Annotated in this window: 18 protein-coding genes; 7 read left to right on the top strand and 11 right to left on the bottom strand. The window is 63.3% G+C overall.

What is annotated here, in order from left to right:
- Positions 1–69: 69 nt before the first annotated feature.
- Genes FS665_RS01215 through FS665_RS01200 form a run of 4 tightly spaced genes read right to left on the bottom strand, consistent with a single transcriptional unit; the run spans position 70 to position 2,690 of the window.
- The gene (locus FS665_RS01215) at positions 70–1,401 is read right to left on the bottom strand and encodes a sensor histidine kinase (protein WP_145182122.1); all 1,332 of its coding nucleotides are present in this window, start codon (positions 1,399–1,401) and stop codon (positions 70–72) included.
- Positions 1,398–2,066, bottom strand: a complete 669-nt coding sequence (locus FS665_RS01210) for a response regulator transcription factor (protein ID WP_145182119.1) — start codon at positions 2,064–2,066, stop codon at positions 1,398–1,400. The genes FS665_RS01215 and FS665_RS01210 overlap by 4 nt, the downstream gene beginning before the upstream one ends.
- Before the next feature lies 1 nt (position 2,067).
- A complete protein-coding gene (locus FS665_RS01205) occupies positions 2,068–2,382 on the bottom strand; it encodes a PepSY domain-containing protein (RefSeq protein ID WP_145182117.1) in 315 nt (104 codons plus the stop codon).
- The gene (locus FS665_RS01200) at positions 2,382–2,690 is read right to left on the bottom strand and encodes a PepSY domain-containing protein (protein WP_145182113.1); all 309 of its coding nucleotides are present in this window, start codon (positions 2,688–2,690) and stop codon (positions 2,382–2,384) included. The genes FS665_RS01205 and FS665_RS01200 overlap by 1 nt, the downstream gene beginning before the upstream one ends.
- A 139-nt stretch (positions 2,691–2,829) precedes the next feature.
- On the opposite strand from FS665_RS01200, the gene FS665_RS01195 reads away from it, so the two are divergent.
- Positions 2,830–3,909, top strand: coding sequence for a patatin-like phospholipase family protein (locus FS665_RS01195; protein WP_145182110.1), 1,080 nt, complete (start codon positions 2,830–2,832; stop codon positions 3,907–3,909).
- 52 nt (positions 3,910–3,961) lie between these two features.
- A complete protein-coding gene (queD, locus tag FS665_RS01190) occupies positions 3,962–4,318 on the top strand; it encodes a 6-carboxytetrahydropterin synthase QueD (protein WP_145182107.1) in 357 nt (118 codons plus the stop codon).
- A 48-nt stretch (positions 4,319–4,366) separates the two neighbouring features.
- Here the strand turns inward: queD and FS665_RS01185 are convergent, their stop codons facing one another.
- Positions 4,367–5,008, bottom strand: coding sequence for a hypothetical protein (locus FS665_RS01185; protein WP_145182104.1), 642 nt, complete (start codon positions 5,006–5,008; stop codon positions 4,367–4,369).
- Between the two features lie 72 nt (positions 5,009–5,080).
- The gene (locus tag FS665_RS01180; RefSeq protein ID WP_145182102.1) at positions 5,081–5,548 is read right to left on the bottom strand and encodes a DUF1289 domain-containing protein; all 468 of its coding nucleotides are present in this window, start codon (positions 5,546–5,548) and stop codon (positions 5,081–5,083) included.
- A gap of 406 nt (positions 5,549–5,954) precedes the next feature.
- Here FS665_RS01180 and acnB point away from each other — a divergent pair, with 406 nt between their 5' ends.
- Entirely contained in the window at positions 5,955–8,564 is a 2,610-nt protein-coding gene (gene acnB, locus FS665_RS01175) for a bifunctional aconitate hydratase 2/2-methylisocitrate dehydratase (RefSeq protein ID WP_145183333.1), read from the top strand.
- 76 nt (positions 8,565–8,640) lie between these two features.
- Here acnB and prpF read toward each other — a convergent pair whose 3' ends face one another.
- From prpF to FS665_RS01150, 5 genes are all read right to left on the bottom strand, one after another.
- Positions 8,641–9,831 carry a 2-methylaconitate cis-trans isomerase PrpF gene (gene prpF, locus FS665_RS01170; RefSeq protein WP_145182099.1) on the bottom strand — a complete coding sequence of 397 codons (1,191 nt, stop codon included), beginning with the start codon at positions 9,829–9,831 and terminating at the stop codon, positions 8,641–8,643.
- 63 nt (positions 9,832–9,894) lie between these two features.
- Entirely contained in the window at positions 9,895–12,483 is a 2,589-nt protein-coding gene (acnD, locus tag FS665_RS01165) for a Fe/S-dependent 2-methylisocitrate dehydratase AcnD (protein WP_145182096.1), read from the bottom strand.
- A 78-nt stretch (positions 12,484–12,561) separates the two neighbouring features.
- Positions 12,562–13,689 carry a 2-methylcitrate synthase gene (prpC, locus tag FS665_RS01160; RefSeq protein ID WP_145182093.1) on the bottom strand — a complete coding sequence of 376 codons (1,128 nt, stop codon included), beginning with the start codon at positions 13,687–13,689 and terminating at the stop codon, positions 12,562–12,564.
- Positions 13,690–13,788: 99 nt separating this feature from the next.
- Entirely contained in the window at positions 13,789–14,679 is an 891-nt protein-coding gene (gene prpB, locus FS665_RS01155) for a methylisocitrate lyase (protein ID WP_145182090.1), read from the bottom strand.
- Positions 14,676–15,392 carry a GntR family transcriptional regulator gene (locus FS665_RS01150; protein ID WP_145182087.1) on the bottom strand — a complete coding sequence of 239 codons (717 nt, stop codon included), beginning with the start codon at positions 15,390–15,392 and terminating at the stop codon, positions 14,676–14,678. The genes prpB and FS665_RS01150 overlap by 4 nt, the downstream gene beginning before the upstream one ends.
- Positions 15,393–15,688: 296 nt before the next feature.
- Here FS665_RS01150 and FS665_RS01145 point away from each other — a divergent pair, with 296 nt between their 5' ends.
- The 4 genes from FS665_RS01145 (at position 15,689) to pabB (ending at position 20,235) form a co-directional block, all read left to right on the top strand.
- Positions 15,689–16,225: an ATP-dependent zinc protease gene (locus tag FS665_RS01145; protein WP_145182083.1), complete on the top strand. Its 537-nt coding sequence runs from the start codon at positions 15,689–15,691 to the stop codon at positions 16,223–16,225.
- A 5-nt stretch (positions 16,226–16,230) separates the two neighbouring features.
- A complete protein-coding gene (locus tag FS665_RS01140; RefSeq protein ID WP_145182080.1) occupies positions 16,231–17,766 on the top strand; it encodes an inactive transglutaminase family protein in 1,536 nt (511 codons plus the stop codon).
- Complete coding sequence (locus tag FS665_RS01135; protein ID WP_145182077.1) at positions 17,766–18,746, top strand: alpha-L-glutamate ligase-like protein; 981 nt, start codon at positions 17,766–17,768, stop codon at positions 18,744–18,746. The genes FS665_RS01140 and FS665_RS01135 overlap by 1 nt, the downstream gene beginning before the upstream one ends.
- 145 nt (positions 18,747–18,891) lie before the next feature.
- Positions 18,892–20,235: an aminodeoxychorismate synthase component I gene (gene pabB / locus FS665_RS01130; RefSeq protein WP_145182074.1), complete on the top strand. Its 1,344-nt coding sequence runs from the start codon at positions 18,892–18,894 to the stop codon at positions 20,233–20,235.
- The last annotated feature ends 7 nt before the right edge of the window (positions 20,236–20,242 follow it).

Here is a 20,242-nt window from a genome sequence, read left to right as displayed (position 1 = left end):
AAAAAATGCCGATCAAATGCAATTTTTTTGATGGAGGCGTCAGGATTTTCCCCAATGGCCCTAGCCCAGTTACACAGCCCGCTGAACACGACGATCCGGCAGCTCGAGGCTGACCCGCAAGCCGCCCAAGGGGCTTTGCTGCAGTGCCAGTTGGCCGCCCCAGGCTTCGACGATATCGCGCACGATGCCCAATCCCAGGCCATGACCGTCGACTTGCTCATCGAGCCGAGATCCTCGCTCCAGCACCTGCGAGCGCTGGGCCTCAGGAATCCCCGGGCCGTCGTCATCGACCCACAGTCGATACCCCTCCGCGCTCGTGGCGATACCCAGGCGAACCTCGCTGTCAGCCCATTTACAGGCGTTGTCCAGCAAGTTGCCAAGCAGCTCCAGCACGTCCTCACGGTCCCACGGCAATAGCAGGCCAGGCGGCACGTCGCGTTGAAGCTGCAGGCCGTCGCCGTGGATCATGCCCAGTGTCGCCAGCAGCCCTGGCAACTCGGCGTCGCAGTCGAACTGCGCACCGGGCAAGGCATCGCCCGCCAGCCGTGCGCGGTTCAGCTCGCGGGCCAGGCGCTGCTGAATCTGCTCAAGTTGCTCGCGCAATTGCGCTTGCACTTCGGGGCGATCACGCAGGCGCTCGCTGGAGGCCAGGCTGAGCAATACCGCCAGCGGCGTCTTCAGCGCATGGCCGAGGTTGCCCAAGGCATTGCGCGAGCGGCGCAGGCTGTCTTCGGTGTGGGCGAGCAAGTGGTTGACTTGATCTACCAGCGGCGCCAATTCAATCGGCACGGCAGCGTCCAGCTGCGAGCGCTGGCCCTGTTGCAATTGGGCGATCTGCCGACGTGCGCGTTCCAGCGGGCGCAGCGAACGGGTGACGGTGATGCGTTGCAGCACCAGGATGATCAGCAAGGCCACCAGGCCCATGCCCAGGCCGATCTGCTGCAGGCGGCGAAAACCGTCGCGCACGGGCGAGTAATCCTGGGCGACGCTGATCGAGATGTCCTGGCCCAGGCGTCGGTAATCCGCGCGCAGGGCCAGCAGCTGTTGCCCTTCGGGGCCTAGCACATGGCTGTCGGAAAGGCCGGGGGCAGCCGGCTTGGGCATGTCCAGGTCCCACAATGAACGCGAGCGCCAGGTGCCGTGCTCGAAATCGATACGAAAGTAATAGCCGGAGAACGGTCGCTGGTAGGCTGCCGACACCCGGCGCTCATCCAGCTGCAGGCCGGACGGCCCCCGTACCAAGGCCACCAGCAGGTTTTCGCTTTCCTTGCGCAGGCCGTTTTCCAGATAGCGCTGCAAACCGGCCTCGAACAACCACAAGGTCAGCTGCGCGAGGACCACGCCAACCACCACCAGCACGGCCACCAGACCCAGGCTCAGACGTGCCTGGATCGATTTCATCCGCCGCTCCCGGCATAGCGGTAACCCTGGCCACGGCGCGTCTCGATCACGCTGCGGCCAAGCTTGCGGCGCAGGTGATTGACGTGCACTTCGAGCACGTTGGAATCGCGCTCGGTTTCACCGTCGTAAAGGTGCTCGGCCAAATGGCTTTTGGAAAGGATCTGCTGTGGGTGCAGCATGAAGTAGCGCAACAGGCGGAATTCGGCGGCCGTCAGCTGGATGTCGACGCCCTCGCGGCTCACGCACTGGCGGCTCTCGTCCAGGTGCAGGCCGGCAGCCTCCAGCTTTGGCTGATTGGCCAGCCCCCTGGCGCGGCGCAGCAATGCCTGGATGCGCAATTGCAGTTCTTCAGGATGAAACGGCTTGCTCAGGTAATCGTCAGCGCCGGCTTTGAGCCCCTCGATGCGTTCGGCCCATGACCCGCGCGCGGTAAGGATCAATACCGGCGTCGCCAGGCCAGCGGCGCGCCACTGCGCCAGCACCTCCAGGCCCGGCACCCCCGGCAGGCCAAGGTCGAGAATGATCAGGTCGTACGGTTCGCTCTGGCCCTGGTACACCGCATCGCGGCCATCGGCCAGCCAGTCCACGGCATAACCCTGACGCTGCAAGGCGGTACTCACTTCGTCGGCCAGCGGCACATTGTCTTCGACAAGCAACAAGCGCATGTCAGTCGTCTTCCTCGTCTTTGAGCAGCGCCCCGGTGCTGGCGTCGAGCTTGACCTCGCGCACCACGCCATCTTTGGTCAGCAGCTCGACTTCATATTCGTAGCGCTCGTCATCTTCTTCCAGCTCTGCCTCCAGCAAACGCGCCCCGGGGTGACGCCCCAGGGCGGTTTCAAGCAGTTGCTCGAGCGGCAGGATGACGCCCTTCTGGCGCAGCTTCAGGGCCTCGTCCTGGTCGAGATCCCGGGCCGCGGCCAGCGAGCAGACGGCCAGCAACGTCAGTGCCAGGTAGCGTGCAGGCCGCAGCAGGCTGATCATCAGTTGTCGCGCTCGTCCTTGAGGACTTCACCGGTCTTGGCATCCATGTCGACATCCCACTCGACGTTCTGCGCGTCACGCAGTTCGACCTTGTAGATGTAGCGGCCGTATTCGTTCTCCAGCTCCGAATCGGTGACAGTGGCGCCTGGGTGCTTGGCCACGGCGGCGGCCTTGAGCTCGTCGAGCGACTTGATAGTCTTGGCGTTGACCAGCTTGACCACTTCGTCAGGCTGCACATCCTTGGCGAAGGCAGCGTTGGCGCCCAGGGTCAGGGCAGCGGCAGTGAACAGGGCAGTCAGGGTTTTCATAGGTGTTCTCCGTAAGAGACGTTGGAAGTTGTCTACGGGGTTAAGACTATCCAGCGGTCCTTAATTCAACCTGAAAGCAACGGCCGGCATGATAACGTACGTCACCCGGCCTGTCGGCCACCCGCCTTCGAGATTTGCCATGAGCGCCATTCACATCAAGTTTCCCGCCCTGACCTTCAAGGCCGGACAGCGGGCGTTGCAGCACATTCGTGACAAAGGCCTGCTGGCAGCGGATGTCGGCGTGCTGCCAGGCGCCGCCGGTGGGCCCAAGCCGCTGGGCATCCAGGGCCTGGACCTGGCGCTGTTTGGGCACTGGTTGCCGTCGGCGCCGCGCCAGCGCGCCTTGATCGGGGCCTCGATCGGCTCGTGGCGCTTCGCCAGTGCCTGCCTCGAGGACCCGGTGGCGGGTATCCGGCGGCTGGGCGAGTTGTATACCGAGCAGGACTTCGCCAAAGGCGTCACCCCGGCGCAGATCAGCCAAAGCTGCCAGCGCATGCTCGACGAGCTGTTGCAGGGGCGCGATCAGCAGATTCTCGACAACCCGCATTACCGCTTGAACATTCTGGTAGTCAAAAGCCATGGCCAGCTCGCCCACGACCACCGTGGCCGCCTGGGCGTGGGCCTGGGTTCGGTGATCGCCAGCAACCTGCTGGGGCGCTCGCGCCTGGCCCGGCACTTCGAGCGCATCATCCTGCACGATGCGCGCAGTGCGCCGCCGCTCGACACCCTGACCGACTTCCCTTCGCGCTGCCTGCCATTGGGCCTGGATAACCTGCGCCATGCATTGCTGGCGTCAGGCTCGATCCCGATGGTGATGCAAGGGGTGCGCGATATTCCTGGCGCAGGCTCTGGCACCTATCGCGATGGCGGCCTGCTCGACTATCACCTGGATTTGCCTTACCAAGGCAATGATCTGGTGCTGTATCCGCACTTCACCGACAAGGTCGTGCCGGGCTGGTTCGACAAGGCACTGCCCTGGCGCAAGGGCGATGCCACGCGCCTGCAGAATGTGCTGTTGATGACGCCATCGCCGCAGTACCTGGCTGCACTGCCCTACGGCAAGTTGCCCGACCGTAACGACTTCAAGCGCTTCATGGGTGATGCGGCAAGCCGCAAGCGCTATTGGTACAAGGCCATCGCCGAAAGTCAGCGTTTGGGCGACGAGCTGCTGGAGTTGATCGCCACCGGGCGCTTGCACCAACAGCTGCAAGCCTTGTAGCGGGCATGCTGGTAGACTGCGCGCATTAACGATTCACAAAGAGTTGAAAAGCGTGGAAATCTTCAAGGAATTTACCTTCGAATCGGCGCATCGCCTGCCTCATGTTCCTGACGGCCACAAATGCGGCCGTTTGCACGGTCACTCGTTCAAGGTGGGTCTGCACCTGACCGGCCCGCTCGACCCGCATACTGGCTGGATTCGCGATTTCTCGGAAATCAAGGCGGTGTTCAAGCCGATCTACGAGCGCCTGGACCACAACTACCTGAACGACATCCCTGGTCTGGAAAACCCAACCAGCGAGGTGCTGGCCAAATGGATCTGGGATCAGGTCAAGCCATTGCTGCCTGAATTGTCGAAAGTGCGTATCCACGAAACCTGCACCAGTGGCTGCGAGTACACCGGCGACTGAAGCCCGGTGCAGCAGGCATTGCGCCGGCCTGCTGCACAGCGCGGCGGTTCAGGACTGGCTGGTGACATGGGGCTTGCTGATGATCTGCATGGCGACCATGCCCTCTTCGCCTTGATGGACATTGAGGAAGATCGCGCCATCGCGCTCATGCCGACGCAAGGGTTTGCCGCCGGGGACCAGTAGCCGCATGTTGTAGCGGCGCTGGCCTGAGGTCGGGCCCAGGCGCGGCATGCCATCGATCGTCCACAGCCGCGCTTCGGGCGCAAGCTCGGCGCCACGAACGTGCGACGCCTGCCAGATGCCCGCATACCCGGAGGCTTTCGACGCGCTGTAGTCCAGCGTCCATGCGCCGATGCTCCAGACCCGATCCACAGGGCGGATCTCGTAGTAGCGCGGCTTGTCGTCAGTCGGCGTACCGCGCGTGTACGCGCCGAACCAGAAAAGCTCCCAGAACTGCAGGGTCGGTGTGGTGTAGAGGTTGGGCTCGAGGTTTTTCACCCATCGACCTTGTGCTTCGCACTGCAGGTAGCGGTCGTGGCTGTCGCGTGCATGACGCCCACCGGTCTGCACCCAGACGGCGGCAAGCTGGTGTTTCACCTGCTCCCAGGCGTCCACGTTGATGCGCTGGCTACCCTGCCACCAGCAGCGGGCAAGAAAGGTGTCGTTCGGGCTGTAGATGAAGTTGCTCATGCTGACTCTCCACGTCAGATTCGAGAACCTCAACGCTAAGCGCCCCGCGCCGGCCTTATCAGCCGGAAGCCATCACTCGAGCGTCTGCTGAAGGAACGCCGGAGCGATATAGCGCTGGTAGTGGGCTTCGGAGAGCAGGAAGAACTCACGGTCGATGGCGTCGCGCAACTGCGGCAGTTCCCACTCGCGAAACTCCGGCAGCAAGGCCATGCCGTAGGCTTCAAGGTCGCGAATCATGCGGGCACCGCGCGCAATCAGCTGATACGCCCAGCAGTACTCGGACTGCTGCTCGACGAAACGGATCGAGCGCTGCTGCAATTGCTGACGCAGCAGGCCTTTGTCGAACACCTCGAGCTTGGCCATCATCACCTGCACCAACAGCTGCTCCAGGCGCAGCCAGACCGCACGTTTCTGCTGGTCGTCGTAGCCGTTCCAGTGGATCACTTCGTGGTGAAAGCGCTTGCAACCGCGGCACACGGTGTCGCCGTAGACGGTTGAGCAAAGGCCGACGCACGGCGTCTTGATGGACTGGTTGGACATTGGAAAACAACGGCTTGGCGGGGGAACACCGGGCCATGTTAGCCCTTTGTCTAACCAGGGTCACCCGTTAAAGTGATGCCCTGCGCCTTACCTTGGCGATTTTTTTGCCGTAGAATCATCCGGCCTTTTCAAAGGCAACAATGTCCGTTGGAAGCTGTTTTCAAAGCGTCACGAGCACAGTTCATCCGGTAGAACGGCGTTGGCCCGGGCCATGCAACCCTCGCATGCCCGCGCCAGCCCTCATCAGCTCCCGTTCTGCAGGCGTAAAACTTTGAAAGCAGCTTCTGTAAGGATTCTTTGCGACCCAGGCTGGGCGGCCCACAAAGCCGTCACTGCGCATGGGTGCATCGAATGCTGGATGAGCGTCCCGGACCCCCTTTAGGGACCACTGATGAGGGTAATAACTGTGCTTGAAGCCTACCGCAAACACATCGAAGAGCGTGCCGCCCTGGGTATCGTGCCCCAGCCGCTGAACGCCGAACAAACTGCAGGCCTGGTCGAGCTGCTGAAAAACCCGCCGGCCGGCGAAGAAGCCTTCCTCGTAGACCTGATCACCAACCGCGTACCGCCAGGGGTCGACGAAGCTGCCTACGTCAAGGCCGCTTTCCTCTCCGCCGTGGCCAAGGGCGAAGCCCAATCGCCGCTGATCGACCGCAAGCATGCCACCGAACTGCTCGGTACCATGCAGGGCGGCTACAACATCGAGACGCTGGTCGCGCTGCTGGATGACGCCGAATTGGGCGCCGTCGCGGCCGAGCAGCTCAAGCACACCCTGCTGATGTTCGACGCCTTCCACGATGTGGCCGAAAAAGCCAAGGCCGGCAATGCCCACGCCAAGGCCGTGCTGCAGTCCTGGGCCGCTGGCGAATGGTTCACCTCGCGTCCTGCCATCGCCGACAAGTACACCCTGACCGTGTTCAAGGTGCCTGGCGAAACCAACACCGACGACCTGTCCCCTGCCCCGGACGCCTGGTCGCGCCCTGACATCCCGCTGCACGCCCTGGCCATGCTGAAAATGGCCCGTGACGGCATCGAGCCGCAGCAACCAGGCTCGGTCGGCCCGCTGGCGCAGATCGAAGCCATGCGCGCCAAGGGCTACCCAGTGGCCTACGTTGGCGACGTGGTCGGTACCGGTTCTTCGCGTAAATCGGCCACCAACTCGGTGCTGTGGTTCTTTGGCGACGACATCCCGAACGTGCCGAACAAGCGTGCCGGTGGCTTCTGCTTCGGCACCAAGATCGCCCCGATCTTCTACAACACCATGGAAGACGCCGGCGCCCTGCCGATCGAATTCGACTGCACCGACCTGGCCATGGGCGACGTCATCGATGTCTATCCGTTCAAGGGCGAAGTCCGTCGTCACGGCAGCGATGAGCTGGTTACCACCTTCGCGCTGAAGACCGAAGTGCTGCTTGACGAAGTCCGTGCTGGCGGCCGTATTCCGCTGATCGTCGGCCGTGGCCTGACCGAAAAAGCCCGTGCCGAGCTGGGCCAGGGCCCATCGGAGCTGTTCAAGAAGCAAGAACAGCCTGCCGACACCGGCAAGGGCTTCACCCTGGCGCAGAAGATGGTCGGCCGTGCCTGCGGCCTGCCTGAAGGTCAGGGCGTACGCCCAGGCGCCTACTGCGAGCCGAAGATGACCACCGTCGGCTCCCAGGACACCACCGGCCCGATGACCCGCGACGAGCTCAAAGACCTCGCCTGCCTGGGCTTCTCGGCTGACCTGGTCATGCAGTCGTTCTGCCACACCGCGGCGTATCCGAAGCCGATCGACGTCACTACCCACCACACCCTGCCAGACTTCATCCGCACCCGTGGCGGCGTGTCGCTGCGTCCAGGCGACGGCATCATCCACAGCTGGCTGAACCGCATGCTGATGCCCGACACCGTGGGTACCGGTGGCGACTCGCACACCCGCTTCCCGATCGGCATCTCGTTCCCGGCAGGTTCCGGCCTGGTCGCGTTCGCCGCTGCCACCGGCGTCATGCCGCTGGACATGCCGGAGTCGATCCTGGTCCGCTTCAAGGGCAAGCTGCAGCCTGGCATCACCCTGCGTGACCTGGTACACGCCATCCCTTACTACGCGATCCAGCAGGGCCTGCTGACCGTCGAGAAGAAGGGCAAGAAAAACGCCTTCTCCGGCCGCATCCTGGAGATCGAAGGCCTGGACGAGCTGACTGTCGAGCAAGCGTTCGAGCTGTCCGACGCGTCCGCCGAGCGTTCCGCTGCTGGCTGCACCATCAAGCTGCCGGAAAAAGCCATCGCCGAATACCTCAAGTCCAACATCACCCTGCTGCGCTGGATGATCGGCGAAGGCTACGGCGATGCCCGGACTCTGGAGCGTCGTGCCCAGGCCATGGAAGCCTGGCTGGCCAACCCTGAGCTGCTGTCGGCCGACGCCGATGCCGAATACGCTGAAATCATCGAAATCGACCTGGCCGACGTCAAGGAGCCTGTGCTCTGCGCCCCGAACGACCCGGACGATGCCCGCCTGCTGTCTTCGGTCCAGGGCGAGAAGATCGACGAAGTGTTCATTGGCTCGTGCATGACCAACATCGGTCACTTCCGCGCTGCCGGCAAGCTGCTGGAGAAGGTCAAGGGTGGCATTCCAACCCGTCTGTGGCTGGCCCCGCCGACCAAGATGGACGCCCACCAGCTGACCGAAGAAGGCTACTACGGTATCTACGGCAAGGCCGGTGCGCGCATGGAAATGCCAGGCTGCTCGCTGTGCATGGGTAACCAGGCGCGCGTGCAGACCGGTTCGACGGTGGTGTCGACCTCGACCCGTAACTTCCCGAACCGCCTGGGCGATGCGACCAACGTGTACCTGGCCTCGGCCGAACTGGCCGCAGTCGCCTCGATCATCGGCAAACTGCCGACCGTCGAGGAGTACATGCAGTACGCCAAGGACATCGACAGCATGGCTGCCGACGTCTACCGCTACCTGAGCTTCGACCAGATCGCCGAGTTCCGCGAAGCGGCTGCCAATGCGCAGATCCCGGTGGTTCAGGCCTAAGGGCAGCGGCGAGCTTCAAGCTGCAAGTTGTAAGTAAAGGCCCCGGCGAATGCCGGGGCTTTTTTATGCGCGTTATCTAGAAGCTGTCTTGGGGGATGCGCACCCAGCCTTCCATCAATACGCGTGCGCTTCGGCTCATGATCGCCTTGGTGACAGTCCACTGGCCGTCGACCTGGCGCGCTTCGGCGCCGACGCGCAGGGTGCCGGAGGGGTGACCGAAGCGCACGGCGCTGCGCTCGCCGCCGCCAGCGGCAAGATTGACCAGCGTGCCTGGGATAGCGGCGGCGGTGCCGATGGCTACAGCAGCGGTGCCCATCATCGCGTGGTGCAGCTTGCCCATCGACAGGGCACGGACCAACAAGTCGATGTCGCTGGCGTTCACCACCTTGCCGCTAGAGGCCGTGTAGTCGCTCGGCGGCGCCACGAACGCGACCTTGGGGGTATGCTGGCGCCCTGCTGCCTGATCGATGTGCTCGATCAGGCCCATGCGCACGGCGCCATGGGCGCGAATGGCCTCGAAGCGCTGCAATGCCAGGGCATCGCCGTTGATCGCCTCTTGCAACTCGGTACCGCTATAGCCGAGCGCGGCAGCGTCGATGAACACGGTTGGGATACCGGCATTGATCAGGGTCGCTTTGAACGTACCAACACCAGGCACCTGCAAATCGTCCACCAGGTTGCCAGTGGGGAACATCGCCCCGCCTGCGCCCTCTTCATCGGCCGCTGGGTCGAGGAACTCCAGTTGTACTTCTGCGGCTGGGAAGGTCACGCCATCGAGCTCGAAATCGCCGGTTTCCTGCACCTCACCCTCGACGATCGGCACATGGGCGACGATCGTCTTGCCGATGTTGGCCTGCCAGATACGCACCACCGCCACGCCGTTGCGCGGGATCCGCGCCGGGTCGAGCAGGCCGTTGGCGATGGCGAACGAGCCGACCGCCGCCGACAAGTTGCCACAGTTGCCGCTCCAGTCGACGAAGGGCTGGTCGATGGCAACCTGGCCGAACAGGTAGTCGACGTCATGATCGGCCCTGGTGCTTTTGCACAGGATTACCGTCTTGCTGGTGCTCGAGGTGGCGCCGCCCATGCCATCGATCTGTTTGCCATAGGGATCAGGGCTGCCGATGACGCGCAGCAGCAGCGCGTCGCGCGCAGGGCCTGGCGTCTGCGCAGGCTCCGGCAAGTCTTGCAGGCGCAGGAAAACGCCCTTGCTGGTGCCGCCACGCATGTAGGTGGCGGGAATCTTGATCTGCGGTGCATGTGCCATGGTGAGCTGTTCTCTTTGCAATGGATAGGCGCAAAGGGCTGCCAGGCAGCCCTCTGCGCGCCGCTACACGGTCGATTCGAGGAAATCCTGGGCAAAGCGTTGCAACACCCCGCCCGCCTCGTAGATCGAGACTTCCTCGGCGGTGTCCAGCCGGCAGGTGACCGGCACCTGCAACTGCTCGCCCGTGCGCCGGGTGACCACCAGGGTCAAGGTCGCCCGCGGCTTGCGCTGGCCAAGCACGTCGTAAGTCTCGCTGCCATCCAGGCCCAGGGTGTTGCGATCGGTGCCCGGCTGGAACTCCAACGGCAGCACACCCATGCCTACCAGGTTGGTGCGGTGGATGCGCTCGAAGCCTTCGGCAACGATCGCCTCGACGCCGGCCAGGCGCACGCCTTTGGCCGCCCAGTCACGCGAGGATCCCTGACCATAGTCGGCCCCGGCAACGATGATCAGCGGTTGCTTGCGCTGCATGTAGGTTTCAATGGCCTCCCACATGCGCGTCACCTGGCCTTCGGGCTCGATGCGCGTCAACGAGCCCTGCTTCACGCTGCCGTCGGCGTTGCGCACCATCTCGTTGTACAGCTTGGGGTTGGCGAAAGTGGCGCGCTGGGCGGTCAGGTGATCGCCACGGTGGGTGGCGTAGGAGTTGAAGTCTTCCTCGGGCAGGCCCATCTTCGCCAGGTATTGCCCGGCTGCGCTGTCGAGCAGAATGGCGTTCGAAGGCGACAAGTGATCGGTAGTGATATTGTCCGGCAACACCGCCAACGGCCGCATGCCGCGCAAGGTTCGCTCACCGGCCAAGGCGCCCTCCCAGTAAGGTGGGCGGCGAATATAGGTGCTCATTGGCCGCCAATCGTACAGCGGCGCCACTTGCGGCCCGCGATCCTCTTCGATGGCGAACATCGGGATATAGACCTGGCGGAACTGCTCAGGCTTGACCGCCGCGCGCACGACTGCATCGATTTCCTCGTCGCTGGGCCAGATATCCTTGAGGCGGATCGGCTGGCCATCGACCACGGCCAGCACGTCTTTTTCAATGTCGAAGCGGATGGTGCCGGCGATCGCGTAGGCCACCACCAGTGGCGGCGAGGCGAGAAACGCCTGCTTGGCGTAAGGGTGGATGCGGCCGTCAAAGTTACGGTTTCCCGACAACACGGCGGTGGCGTACAGGTCGCGGTCGATGATCTCCTGTTGGATCTGCGGGTCGAGCGCACCCGACATGCCGTTGCAGGTGGTGCAGGCGAAAGCGACGATGCCAAAGCCCAACTGTTCGAGCTCGCGTTCAAGCCCTGCCTCCTGCAGGTACAGCTGCACCGCCTTGGAACCCGGCGCCAGCGACGACTTGACCCAGGGCTTGCGCACCAGGCCCAGGCGGTTGGCGTTGCGCGCCAGCAAGCCGGCGGCGATGACATTGCGTGGGTTGCTGGTGTTGGTGCAACTGGTGATCGCCGCGATGATCACGGCGCCATCGGGCATCTGCCCCGGCACATCCTGCCAGGCACCGGCGATGCCCTTGGCCGCCAGGTCGCGGGTGGCGACACGGGCATGCGGGTTGGACGGGCCGGCCATGTTGCGCACCACGCTCGACAGGTCGAAGCTCAGGGTGCGCTCGTATTCGGCCTGGGCCAGACTGTCGGCCCACAGGCCGGCGACCTTGGCGTAGGTTTCGACCAACTGCACCTGCTGATCATCGCGACCGGTCAGCCTGAGGTAATCGATGGTCTGTTGGTCGATGGCGAACATCGCGGCGGTGGCGCCGTATTCCGGGGCCATGTTGGAGATCGTGGCGCGGTCGCCCAGGGTCAATGCGCTGGCTCCGTCACCGTGAAACTCCAGGTACGCACCGACCACCTTCTGCTGACGCAGAAACTCGGTCAGGGCCAACACCAGGTCCGTGGCCGTGATGCTGGGCGCCAGCCGGCCGGTCAGGGTCACGCCAACGATTTCCGGCAAGCGCATCCAGGAGGCGCGACCGAGCATGACGTTTTCTGCTTCAAGGCCGCCGACACCAATGGCGATTACCCCCAAGGCATCGACATGGGGCGTGTGGCTGTCGGTGCCGACACAGGTGTCGGGGTACGCCAGGCCATGATCGCCATGGATGACCGGCGACATCTTCTCCAGGTTGATCTGGTGCATGATGCCGTTGCCTGGCTGGATCACGTCGACGTTCTTGAAGGCTTTCTTGGTCCAGTTGATGAAGTGGAAACGGTCCTCGTTGCGGCGGTCTTCGATGCTGCGATTCTTCTCGAAGGCTTGCGGGTCATAACCGCCGCATTCCACCGCCAGCGAATGATCGACGATCAGCTGCACTGGCACCACGGGGTTGACCTGGGCCGGATCGCCGCCCTTGTCGGCAATGGCATCGCGCAGACCGGCCAGGTCGACCAGGGCGGTCTGCCCGAGAATGTCGTGGCACACCACGCGTGCCGGAAACCACGGGAAGTCCAGGTCGCGCTTGCGCTCGATCAGTTGGCCCAGCGAGGCATCGAGCGTGGCCGGATCGCAGCGTCGTACCAGGTTCTCGGCCAGGACTCGGGAGGTATAGGGCAAACGGTCGTAGGCGCCGGGCTTGATCGCATCGACCGCCGCACGGGCATCGAAATAGTCCAGGGCAGTACCTGGCAGGGGCTTGCGGTATGCAGTGTTCATAGGCTTCAGGCTCGGTCACGGTATTCGGTATGCAGGTCTGGCCCCCAGGGCTGCTGCGCAGCCCCGGGAGCCTATGCCTTAGCGCTGCTCGATTGGCACGAACTGGCGCTGCTCGACGCCCACATACTCGGCGCTTGGGCGGATGATGCGGTTGTTGGCGCGCTGCTCGAAGACATGCGCGGCCCAGCCAGTCAGGCGCGAGCAGACGAAGATCGGCGTGAACAGCTTGGTCGGGATGCCCATGAAGTGGTACGCCGAGGCGTGATAGAAGTCGGCGTTGGGGAACAGGCGCTTCTGCTCCCACATGGTCCGGTCAATGGCCTCGGACACCGGATACAGCACGGTGTCGCCAGCCTCATCGGCCAGCTGCCTGGCCCAACCCTTGATCACCTCGTTGCGGGGATCGGACTCTTTGTAGATCGCGTGGCCGAAGCCCATGATCTTGTCCTTGCGTTCGAGCATGCGCAGCAGTTCATTGGTGGCCTGCTGTGGGCTCTGGAAGCGCTCGATCAGCTCCATGGCCGCCTCGTTGGCACCGCCGTGCAACGGCCCGCGCAACGTGCCAATGGCGGCCGTGACACAGGAATACAGGTCCGACAAGGTCGAGGCGCAGACCCGCGCAGTGAAGGTCGAGGCATTGAATTCATGCTCTGCATAGAGGATCAGCGACACGTTCATTACCTTGACGTGCAACTCGCTCGGCTGCTTGCCGTGCAGCAGATAGAGGAAGTGGCCACCCAGGGTTGGCTCGTCACTGCTGCAATCGATGCGCACCCCGTGGTGACTGAAGCGATACCAGTAGCACATCACTGCCGGGAACAGCGCCAGCAGGCGGTCGGTTCTGTCGCACTGGGCCTCGAAGGTCAGCTCCGGCTCCAGGGTACCGAGCACCGAACAACCGGTGCGCATCACGTCCATCGGATGCGCATCGCGCGGGATGCGCTCGAGCACCTCCTTGAGCGCCTGCGGCAATTCGCGCAGGCTCTTGAGCTTGTGCTTGTAGTCGGCAAGCTCGGCCTGGCTGGGTAGTTCGCCGTACAGCAGCAGGTAGGCGACCTCTTCGAATTCGGCACCAGCGGCCAAGTCACGAACATCGTAGCCACGGTAGGTCAGGCCGGCGCCGGCCTGGCCGACGGTGGACAGTGCAGTCTGGCCGGCCACCTGGCCGCGCAGGCCTGCACCACTGAGAACTTTTGCTTCGGCCATGGTGTTTCTCCTTTCTTGAACTTGTTATGGAAAATCGGGCTTATCGGCAGTTGCTGCCTGGCTTGCTCGCGGGTTGGTGGCGCGCAAGCCAGAACCGGTTCAGGCTTTTTTCTGGGCGAACAACGCATCCAAACTCTGCTCGAAGGCGTGGTAGCCGATGGCGTCGTACAGCTCCATGCGCGTCTGCATGGTGTCGATCACATTCTTTTGCGTGCCATCCCGGCGCAAGGCGCTGTAGACATTGTCTGCGGCCTTGTTCATGGCGCGAAACGCCGACAGCGGGTAGAGCACCAGCGACACATCGACCGACGCCAGCTCCTCGGTGGTAAACAGCGGCGTGGCACCGAACTCGGTGATGTTGGCCAGAATCGGCGCCTGCACCCGCTCGGCGAAGGTCTTGTACATGGCAAGCTCGGTAATCGCTTCGGGGAAAATCATGTTGGCCCCGGCTTCGACGCACGCTGCAGCGCGATCCAGAGCAGCGTTCAAGCCCTCCACCGCCAGCGCATCGGTGCGCGCCATGATCACGAAGCTGTCATCGCTGCGGGCATCGACCGCTGCCTTGATGCGGTCGACCATCTCCTGCTGCGAGACGATTTCCTTGTTTGGCCGATGACCGCAGCGCTTGGCCCCGACCTGATCCTCGATATGGATGGCCGCCGCGCCGAACTTGCTCATCGAGCGCACGGTACGGGCCACGTTGAAAGCCGAGGCGCCGAAGCCGGTGTCGACATCAACCAGCAACGGCAGGTCGCAGACATCGGTGATGCGCCGCACATCGGTGAGCACATCGTCCAGGTTGCTGATGCCCAAGTCCGGCAGCCCCAGCGAGCCTGCTGCCACACCGCCGCCGGAGAGGTAGATGGCCTTGAAGCCGGCACGCTTGGCCAACAGGGCATGGTTGGCGTTGATCGTGCCCACCACTTGCAGCGGATGTTCGGCGGCAACGGCGTCACGAAAACGCTGTCCAGGGGTGCTGTGCTGAGTCATTGATCACCTCGAAGGTCATTGTTGTTGGCGTCCTGGTAGTGACGCTCGATGTTGCGCTTGGATGCGCCGATATGACGGCGCATCAGCAGCTCGGCCAGCTCGCCGTCACGGCTTTCGATGGCATCGAGGATGCGGTGGTGTTCGCTGAAGGCCTGGCGGGGCCGGTTGGGCGTGGCGGAAAACTGGATTCGGTACATGCGCACCAGCTGATACAGCTCGCCGCAGAGCATCTTCACCAGGGTCTGGTTGCCACTGCCGTGGATGATCCGGTAGTGAAAATCGTAGTCGCCTTCTTGCTGGTAGTAACCCAGCCCGGCCTGGAACGCGGCGTCGCGCTCATGGGTCTGCAGTACCGCCCGCAACTCGTCGATGTCGGCCTGGCTCATGCGCGCGGCGGCCAGGCGGCAGGCCATGCCTTCAAGCGATTCGCGAATCTCATACAATTCGATCAGCTCGGCGTGGCTCAGTGACACCACCCGCGCGCCGACATGTGGCACCCGGACCAACAGGCGCTGACCTTCCAGGCGGTGGATCGCCTCGCGCAGCGGTCCGCGGCTGATGCCGTAGGTACGCGCAAGCTCTGGCTCGGAAATCTTGCTGCCCGGCGCGATGTCGCCTTTGACGATAGCCGCCTGGATGCGCCGGAAGACATGCTCGGACAAGGTTTCCGTATCGTCAGACGCGGCGGGTCTGGGGGTGGTGAGGTCCAGCATATTGTCGACACCTTGAAGCACACTTTTACTGAAACTAGCGAATCAGAGGCTTGCAGTCAAAGGCAAAATCGACATTGTCGACAATCGTCTAATCGCGAACTAAGCCCGCCCCGGCGTTGTCTGAACGCGGCGCGCTGGCGTCAAGACGTCGGCGTGATAGAATGCCGCGCTTCCAACGGAGCAGGGAGCGCGTTTCTGTCGCCGATTCATGTTGTCGACAGATGAACGAGCAAGCGTGCGCAGTCGTTGCCAGTCACCTTTGCCCCACAATCTGCCCAGCTCACCGCGCCAGGACTATGAGACTTACACCCGTCATTCTGCTGTTATGCCTGACCCTGCTACCGGCCCTTGGCCAGGCAGCAGGCAAGACCGTGTACGGTCTGAACGAATACGCCCGGCTGGGCGATCTTGACCTGGAGGTCGCTGCCAAGCTCGACACCGGGGCCAAGACCGCCTCGCTCAGCGCCCGCGATATCAAGCGCTTCAAACGCAACGGCGAAAGCTGGGTACGCTTCTACCTGGCCATCGATGCCGCCCATTCGCACCCGATCGAGCGCCCGTTGGCACGCGTCAGCAAGATCAAGCGCCGCGCTGGCGATTACGATGCACAGTCCGGCAAGGCCTACACCGCGCGCCCAGTCATCGAGCTGGCTATCTGCATGGGCCAGGCCCGGCGCACCATCGAGGTCAACCTCACTGACCGCAGCGCCTTCCAGTTTCCGCTGTTGATCGGCTCCGAGGCGCTCAAGCACTTCGACGCGCTGGTCGACCCAAGCCTCAAATACGCGGCCGGCAAACCTGCCTGTGCCACCGACGCTCCCAAAGCAGAGTAATCCCGATGCGCTCTCTTACCCTCCATTTGAAAGTCCTGATCACCGTGCTGGTGCTGCTCGGCGTGGCGGTCACGGCTTATCAGATCCTCGTGCTGGGCATTCCGGTCACCGAAGACGAAACCGACGACCTGTGGAACATCGACGCCAAGGTCGAGTTCGTCGCCAGCACCAAGGATCCGGTGAAGATCCAGATGTTCGTGCCGCCGCTCAATCGCGACTACGTGAGCCTCAACGAGAGCTTCATCTCCAACAACTACGGGGTCAGCGTCAACCGCGCCGACGGTAACCGCAAGGTAACCTGGTCGGCACGTCGCGCCAGCGGCAACCAGACCCTCTACTACCGTTTGGTGCTGACCAAGCGCTACAGCAAGGAAAAGGCCACGGTCAAAGGCCCGACCTTCCGCGACAGCCTGGCCATCGAAGGCCCCGAGAAAATCGCCGCCGAGGCGCTGATGGCGCCGATCCGCCAGCATTCGGCGGATGTCGAGACCTTCGTCAGCGAAACCATCAAGCGGGTCAACAACCTCAACGACGACAACGTCAAGCTGTTGCTGGGCGGCGACACTTCGCCGATGAAGAAGGCTCAGGTGATCGACCTGTTGCTGTCGATCGCCCACGTGCCGATGGAAAAAGTCCATACCATCCGCCTGGTCGCCGATACCCCGCAAACCCCAGAATTGTGGCTGCGCAGCTTCAACGGCAGCGACTGGCTGTACTTCAACCCCGACACCGGCGAGCAGGGCCTGCCGAACGATCGCCTGCTGTGGTGGACTGGTGACGACAACCTGATCACCGTCGATGGCGGCAAGAAGGCCAATGTCACCTTCAGCATGAACAACAGCGAGATGAACGCCATCCGCCTGGCCAAGCTGACCGACGAGAACACCGACGCCGATTTCCTCGAGTATTCGCTCTACGGCCTGCCCCTGCAGACCCAGCAGACCTTCATGATCATGGTGATGATCCCGATCGGCGTGCTGGTCATTCTGGTGCTGCGCAACCTGATCGGTATCCAGACCCTGGGCACCTTCACCCCGGTGCTGATCGCGCTGGCCTTCCGCGAAACGCAGTTGGGCTTTGGGATCGTGCTGTTCACGGTGATCACCGCCCTGGGTCTGTCATTGCGCTCGTACCTCGAGCACCTGAAGCTGCAAATGCTGCCGCGCCTGTCGGTGGTGCTGACCTTCGTCGTGGTGCTGATCGCCGCCATCAGCCTGTTCAGCCACAAGCTGGGCCTTGAGCGCGGGCTGTCGGTGGCGCTGTTCCCGATGGTGATCCTGACCATGACCATCGAACGCCTGTCGATTACCTGGGAAGAGCGCGGCGGTGGCCATGCCATGAAGGTCGCGATCGGTACCTTGTTCGCCGCCTCGCTGGCGCACCTGTTGATGATGGTGCCGGAGCTGGTGTACTTCGTCTTCACCTTCCCGGCCGTGCTGTTGATCCTGGTGGGCTTCATGCTGGCGATGGGTCGCTACCGCGGCTATCGCCTGACCGAGCTCGTACGCTTCAAGGCATTCCTGAAGAAGGCTGACGCCTGATGTATGGCCTGATCAAGACCTGGAAAGCCCTGGAGGCCCGGGGCATCATGGGCATCAACCGGCGCAACGCGGACTATGTGCTCAAGTACAACAAGCGCAGCCTGTACCCGATCGTCGACGACAAGATCATCACCAAGGAGCGCGCCCTGGCGGCCGGTATCCATGTGCCGGAAATGTACGGCATCATCGAGACCGAGAAGCAGATCGACAAGCTGCACGAGATCATCGGCGGGCGCAGCGACTTCGTCATCAAGCCGGCCCAGGGTGCCGGCGGTGACGGCATCCTGGTGATCGCCGACCGCTTCGAGGACCGTTACCGCACGGTATCGGGCAAGATCATGAGCCACGAGGAAATCGAGCACCAGGTCTCGAGCATCCTCACCGGCTTGTACTCGCTGGGCGGCCACCGCGACCGCGCGCTGATCGAATACCGGGTGACCCCCGACCAGATCTTCAAGAGCATCAGCTATGAGGGGGTGCCTGACATCCGCATCATCGTGCTGATGGGCTATCCGGTCATGGCCATGCTGCGCCTGCCGACCCGCCAGTCCGGCGGCAAGGCCAACCTGCACCAGGGCGCCATCGGTGTCGGCGTCGACCTGGCCACAGGGGTGACCTTGCGCGGCACCTGGTTGAACAACATCATCAGCAAGCACCCGGACACCACCAATGCGGTGGACGGCGTGCAGCTGCCAAACTGGGACGGCTTCATGAAGCTGGCCGCCGGTTGCTATGAGTTGTGCGGGCTGGGCTACATCGGCGTGGACATGGTGCTGGATCAGGACAAAGGCCCGTTGATTCTCGAACTCAACGCCCGCCCCGGCCTGAACATCCAGATCGCCAACGACACCGGCCTGACCCAGCGCACTCACGCTGTCGAGGCGCACATCGAGGCGCTGGCCAAAGACGGCATCAGCGAAGATGCCGAGCAGCGGGTGCGCGTTGCGCAGAGCCTGTTCGGCCACGTGCATCCACACTGACCACTGGCGGCCGCTTCACCGGGTTGGCATGCACCCGGTGAAGCGGCCCGGTGAAACAGGCCGCTTAATGTCGTCCTGACGCTAGGCGCCATCCATGCACGGGTCTACAATCGGCCTCTTCGCTTTTACATCGCCGTCCCTACTGATGCCGACCTGCACGCTTCACCCCCTGCCCTACCAGCCTGACCCCGCCGTCTATTTCGCCCGCCTGCGCCAGGCGCCAGGGGCGATCCTGCTCGACAGCGCTCGCCCTGACGCGACGCGTGGTCGCTTCGATCTATTGAGCGCCTGGCCCTTGCAGCACCTGCAAGTCGCGTCAGAGGAAGACGGCCGCGCTTACCTGCAGCGACTGCGCGCAAGCCTGTTGCAGCTGGGTGATGCGCAGTTACCTACTGGTGTCGAGCTGCCCTTCGCGGGCGGCCTGATCGGCTACTTGAGCTATGATTTCGGCCGACGCCTTGAGCAGCTGCCGCATCAGGCGAACGACGACCTGGGCTTGCCCGATGCGCAGCTTGGCCTGTATGCCTGGGCGCTGATCACCGACCACCAGCTGTGCACCAGTCAATTGGTGTTCCATCCCGCCCTGGCGCTCACCGAACGTACTCGCCTGACGACGCTGTTCGACGCTGCCGACACCTCGAGCTGCGGGGATTTCCACCTGCTGGCGGCGATGCGGGGCGACCTGCAGGCCGAGCAATACAAGATGGCTTTCGATCAGGTGCAGCGCTACATTCAGGCCGGCGACTGTTATCAGATCAACCTCACCCAGCGCTTTCGAGCACCATGCCAGGGCGATCCTTGGCGGGCCTACCAGGCCTTGCGCCAAGCCTGCCCTACGCCGTTTTCCGCGTACCAGCAGCTGGCCGATGGCAGCGCGCTGCTGAGCTTTTCGCCAGAGCGCTTCATCCGCGTCAGCGAGGGCCAGGTGGAGACTCGCCCGATCAAGGGCACCCGGCCGCGCGCGGACGACCCTGCCCAGGATGCGCGCAATGCCGAGGAGCTGCTGCACAGCAGCAAGGATCGCTCGGAAAACCTGATGATCGTCGACCTGCTGCGCAACGACCTCGGACGCACCTGCGCCATCGGCTCGGTGAAGGTGCCGGAGCTGTTCAGCCTGGAGAGTTACCCCAACGTGCACCACCTGGTCAGCAGCATCACCGGGCAACTGGCCGCGGACAAAGACGCGCTGGACCTGATCGGCGACAGCTTCCCCGGCGGCTCGATCACCGGCGCCCCGAAGATCCGCGCCATGCAGATCATCGACGAGTTGGAGCCAACGCGGCGCGCCCTGTACTGCGGCTCGCTGCTGTACGTGGACGTGCGCGGCGAGATGGACAGCTCGATCGCTATCCGCAGCTTGCTGGTCAGGGACGGTCAGGTCAACTGCTGGGGCGGCGGTGCGGTGGTGGCTGACTCCAACTGGCAGGCCGAATACGAAGAATCGATCGCCAAGGTCCGCGTCCTGTTGCAGACCCTGCAAAGCCTTTGAGCCTGCC

This window comes from Pseudomonas sp. URMO17WK12:I11, assembly GCF_007677725.1.
GTDB lineage: Bacteria > Pseudomonadota > Gammaproteobacteria > Pseudomonadales > Pseudomonadaceae > Aquipseudomonas.
Note: the sequence above shows the minus strand (reverse complement) of the source record. Positions and strands in the feature narration are given on the sequence as shown.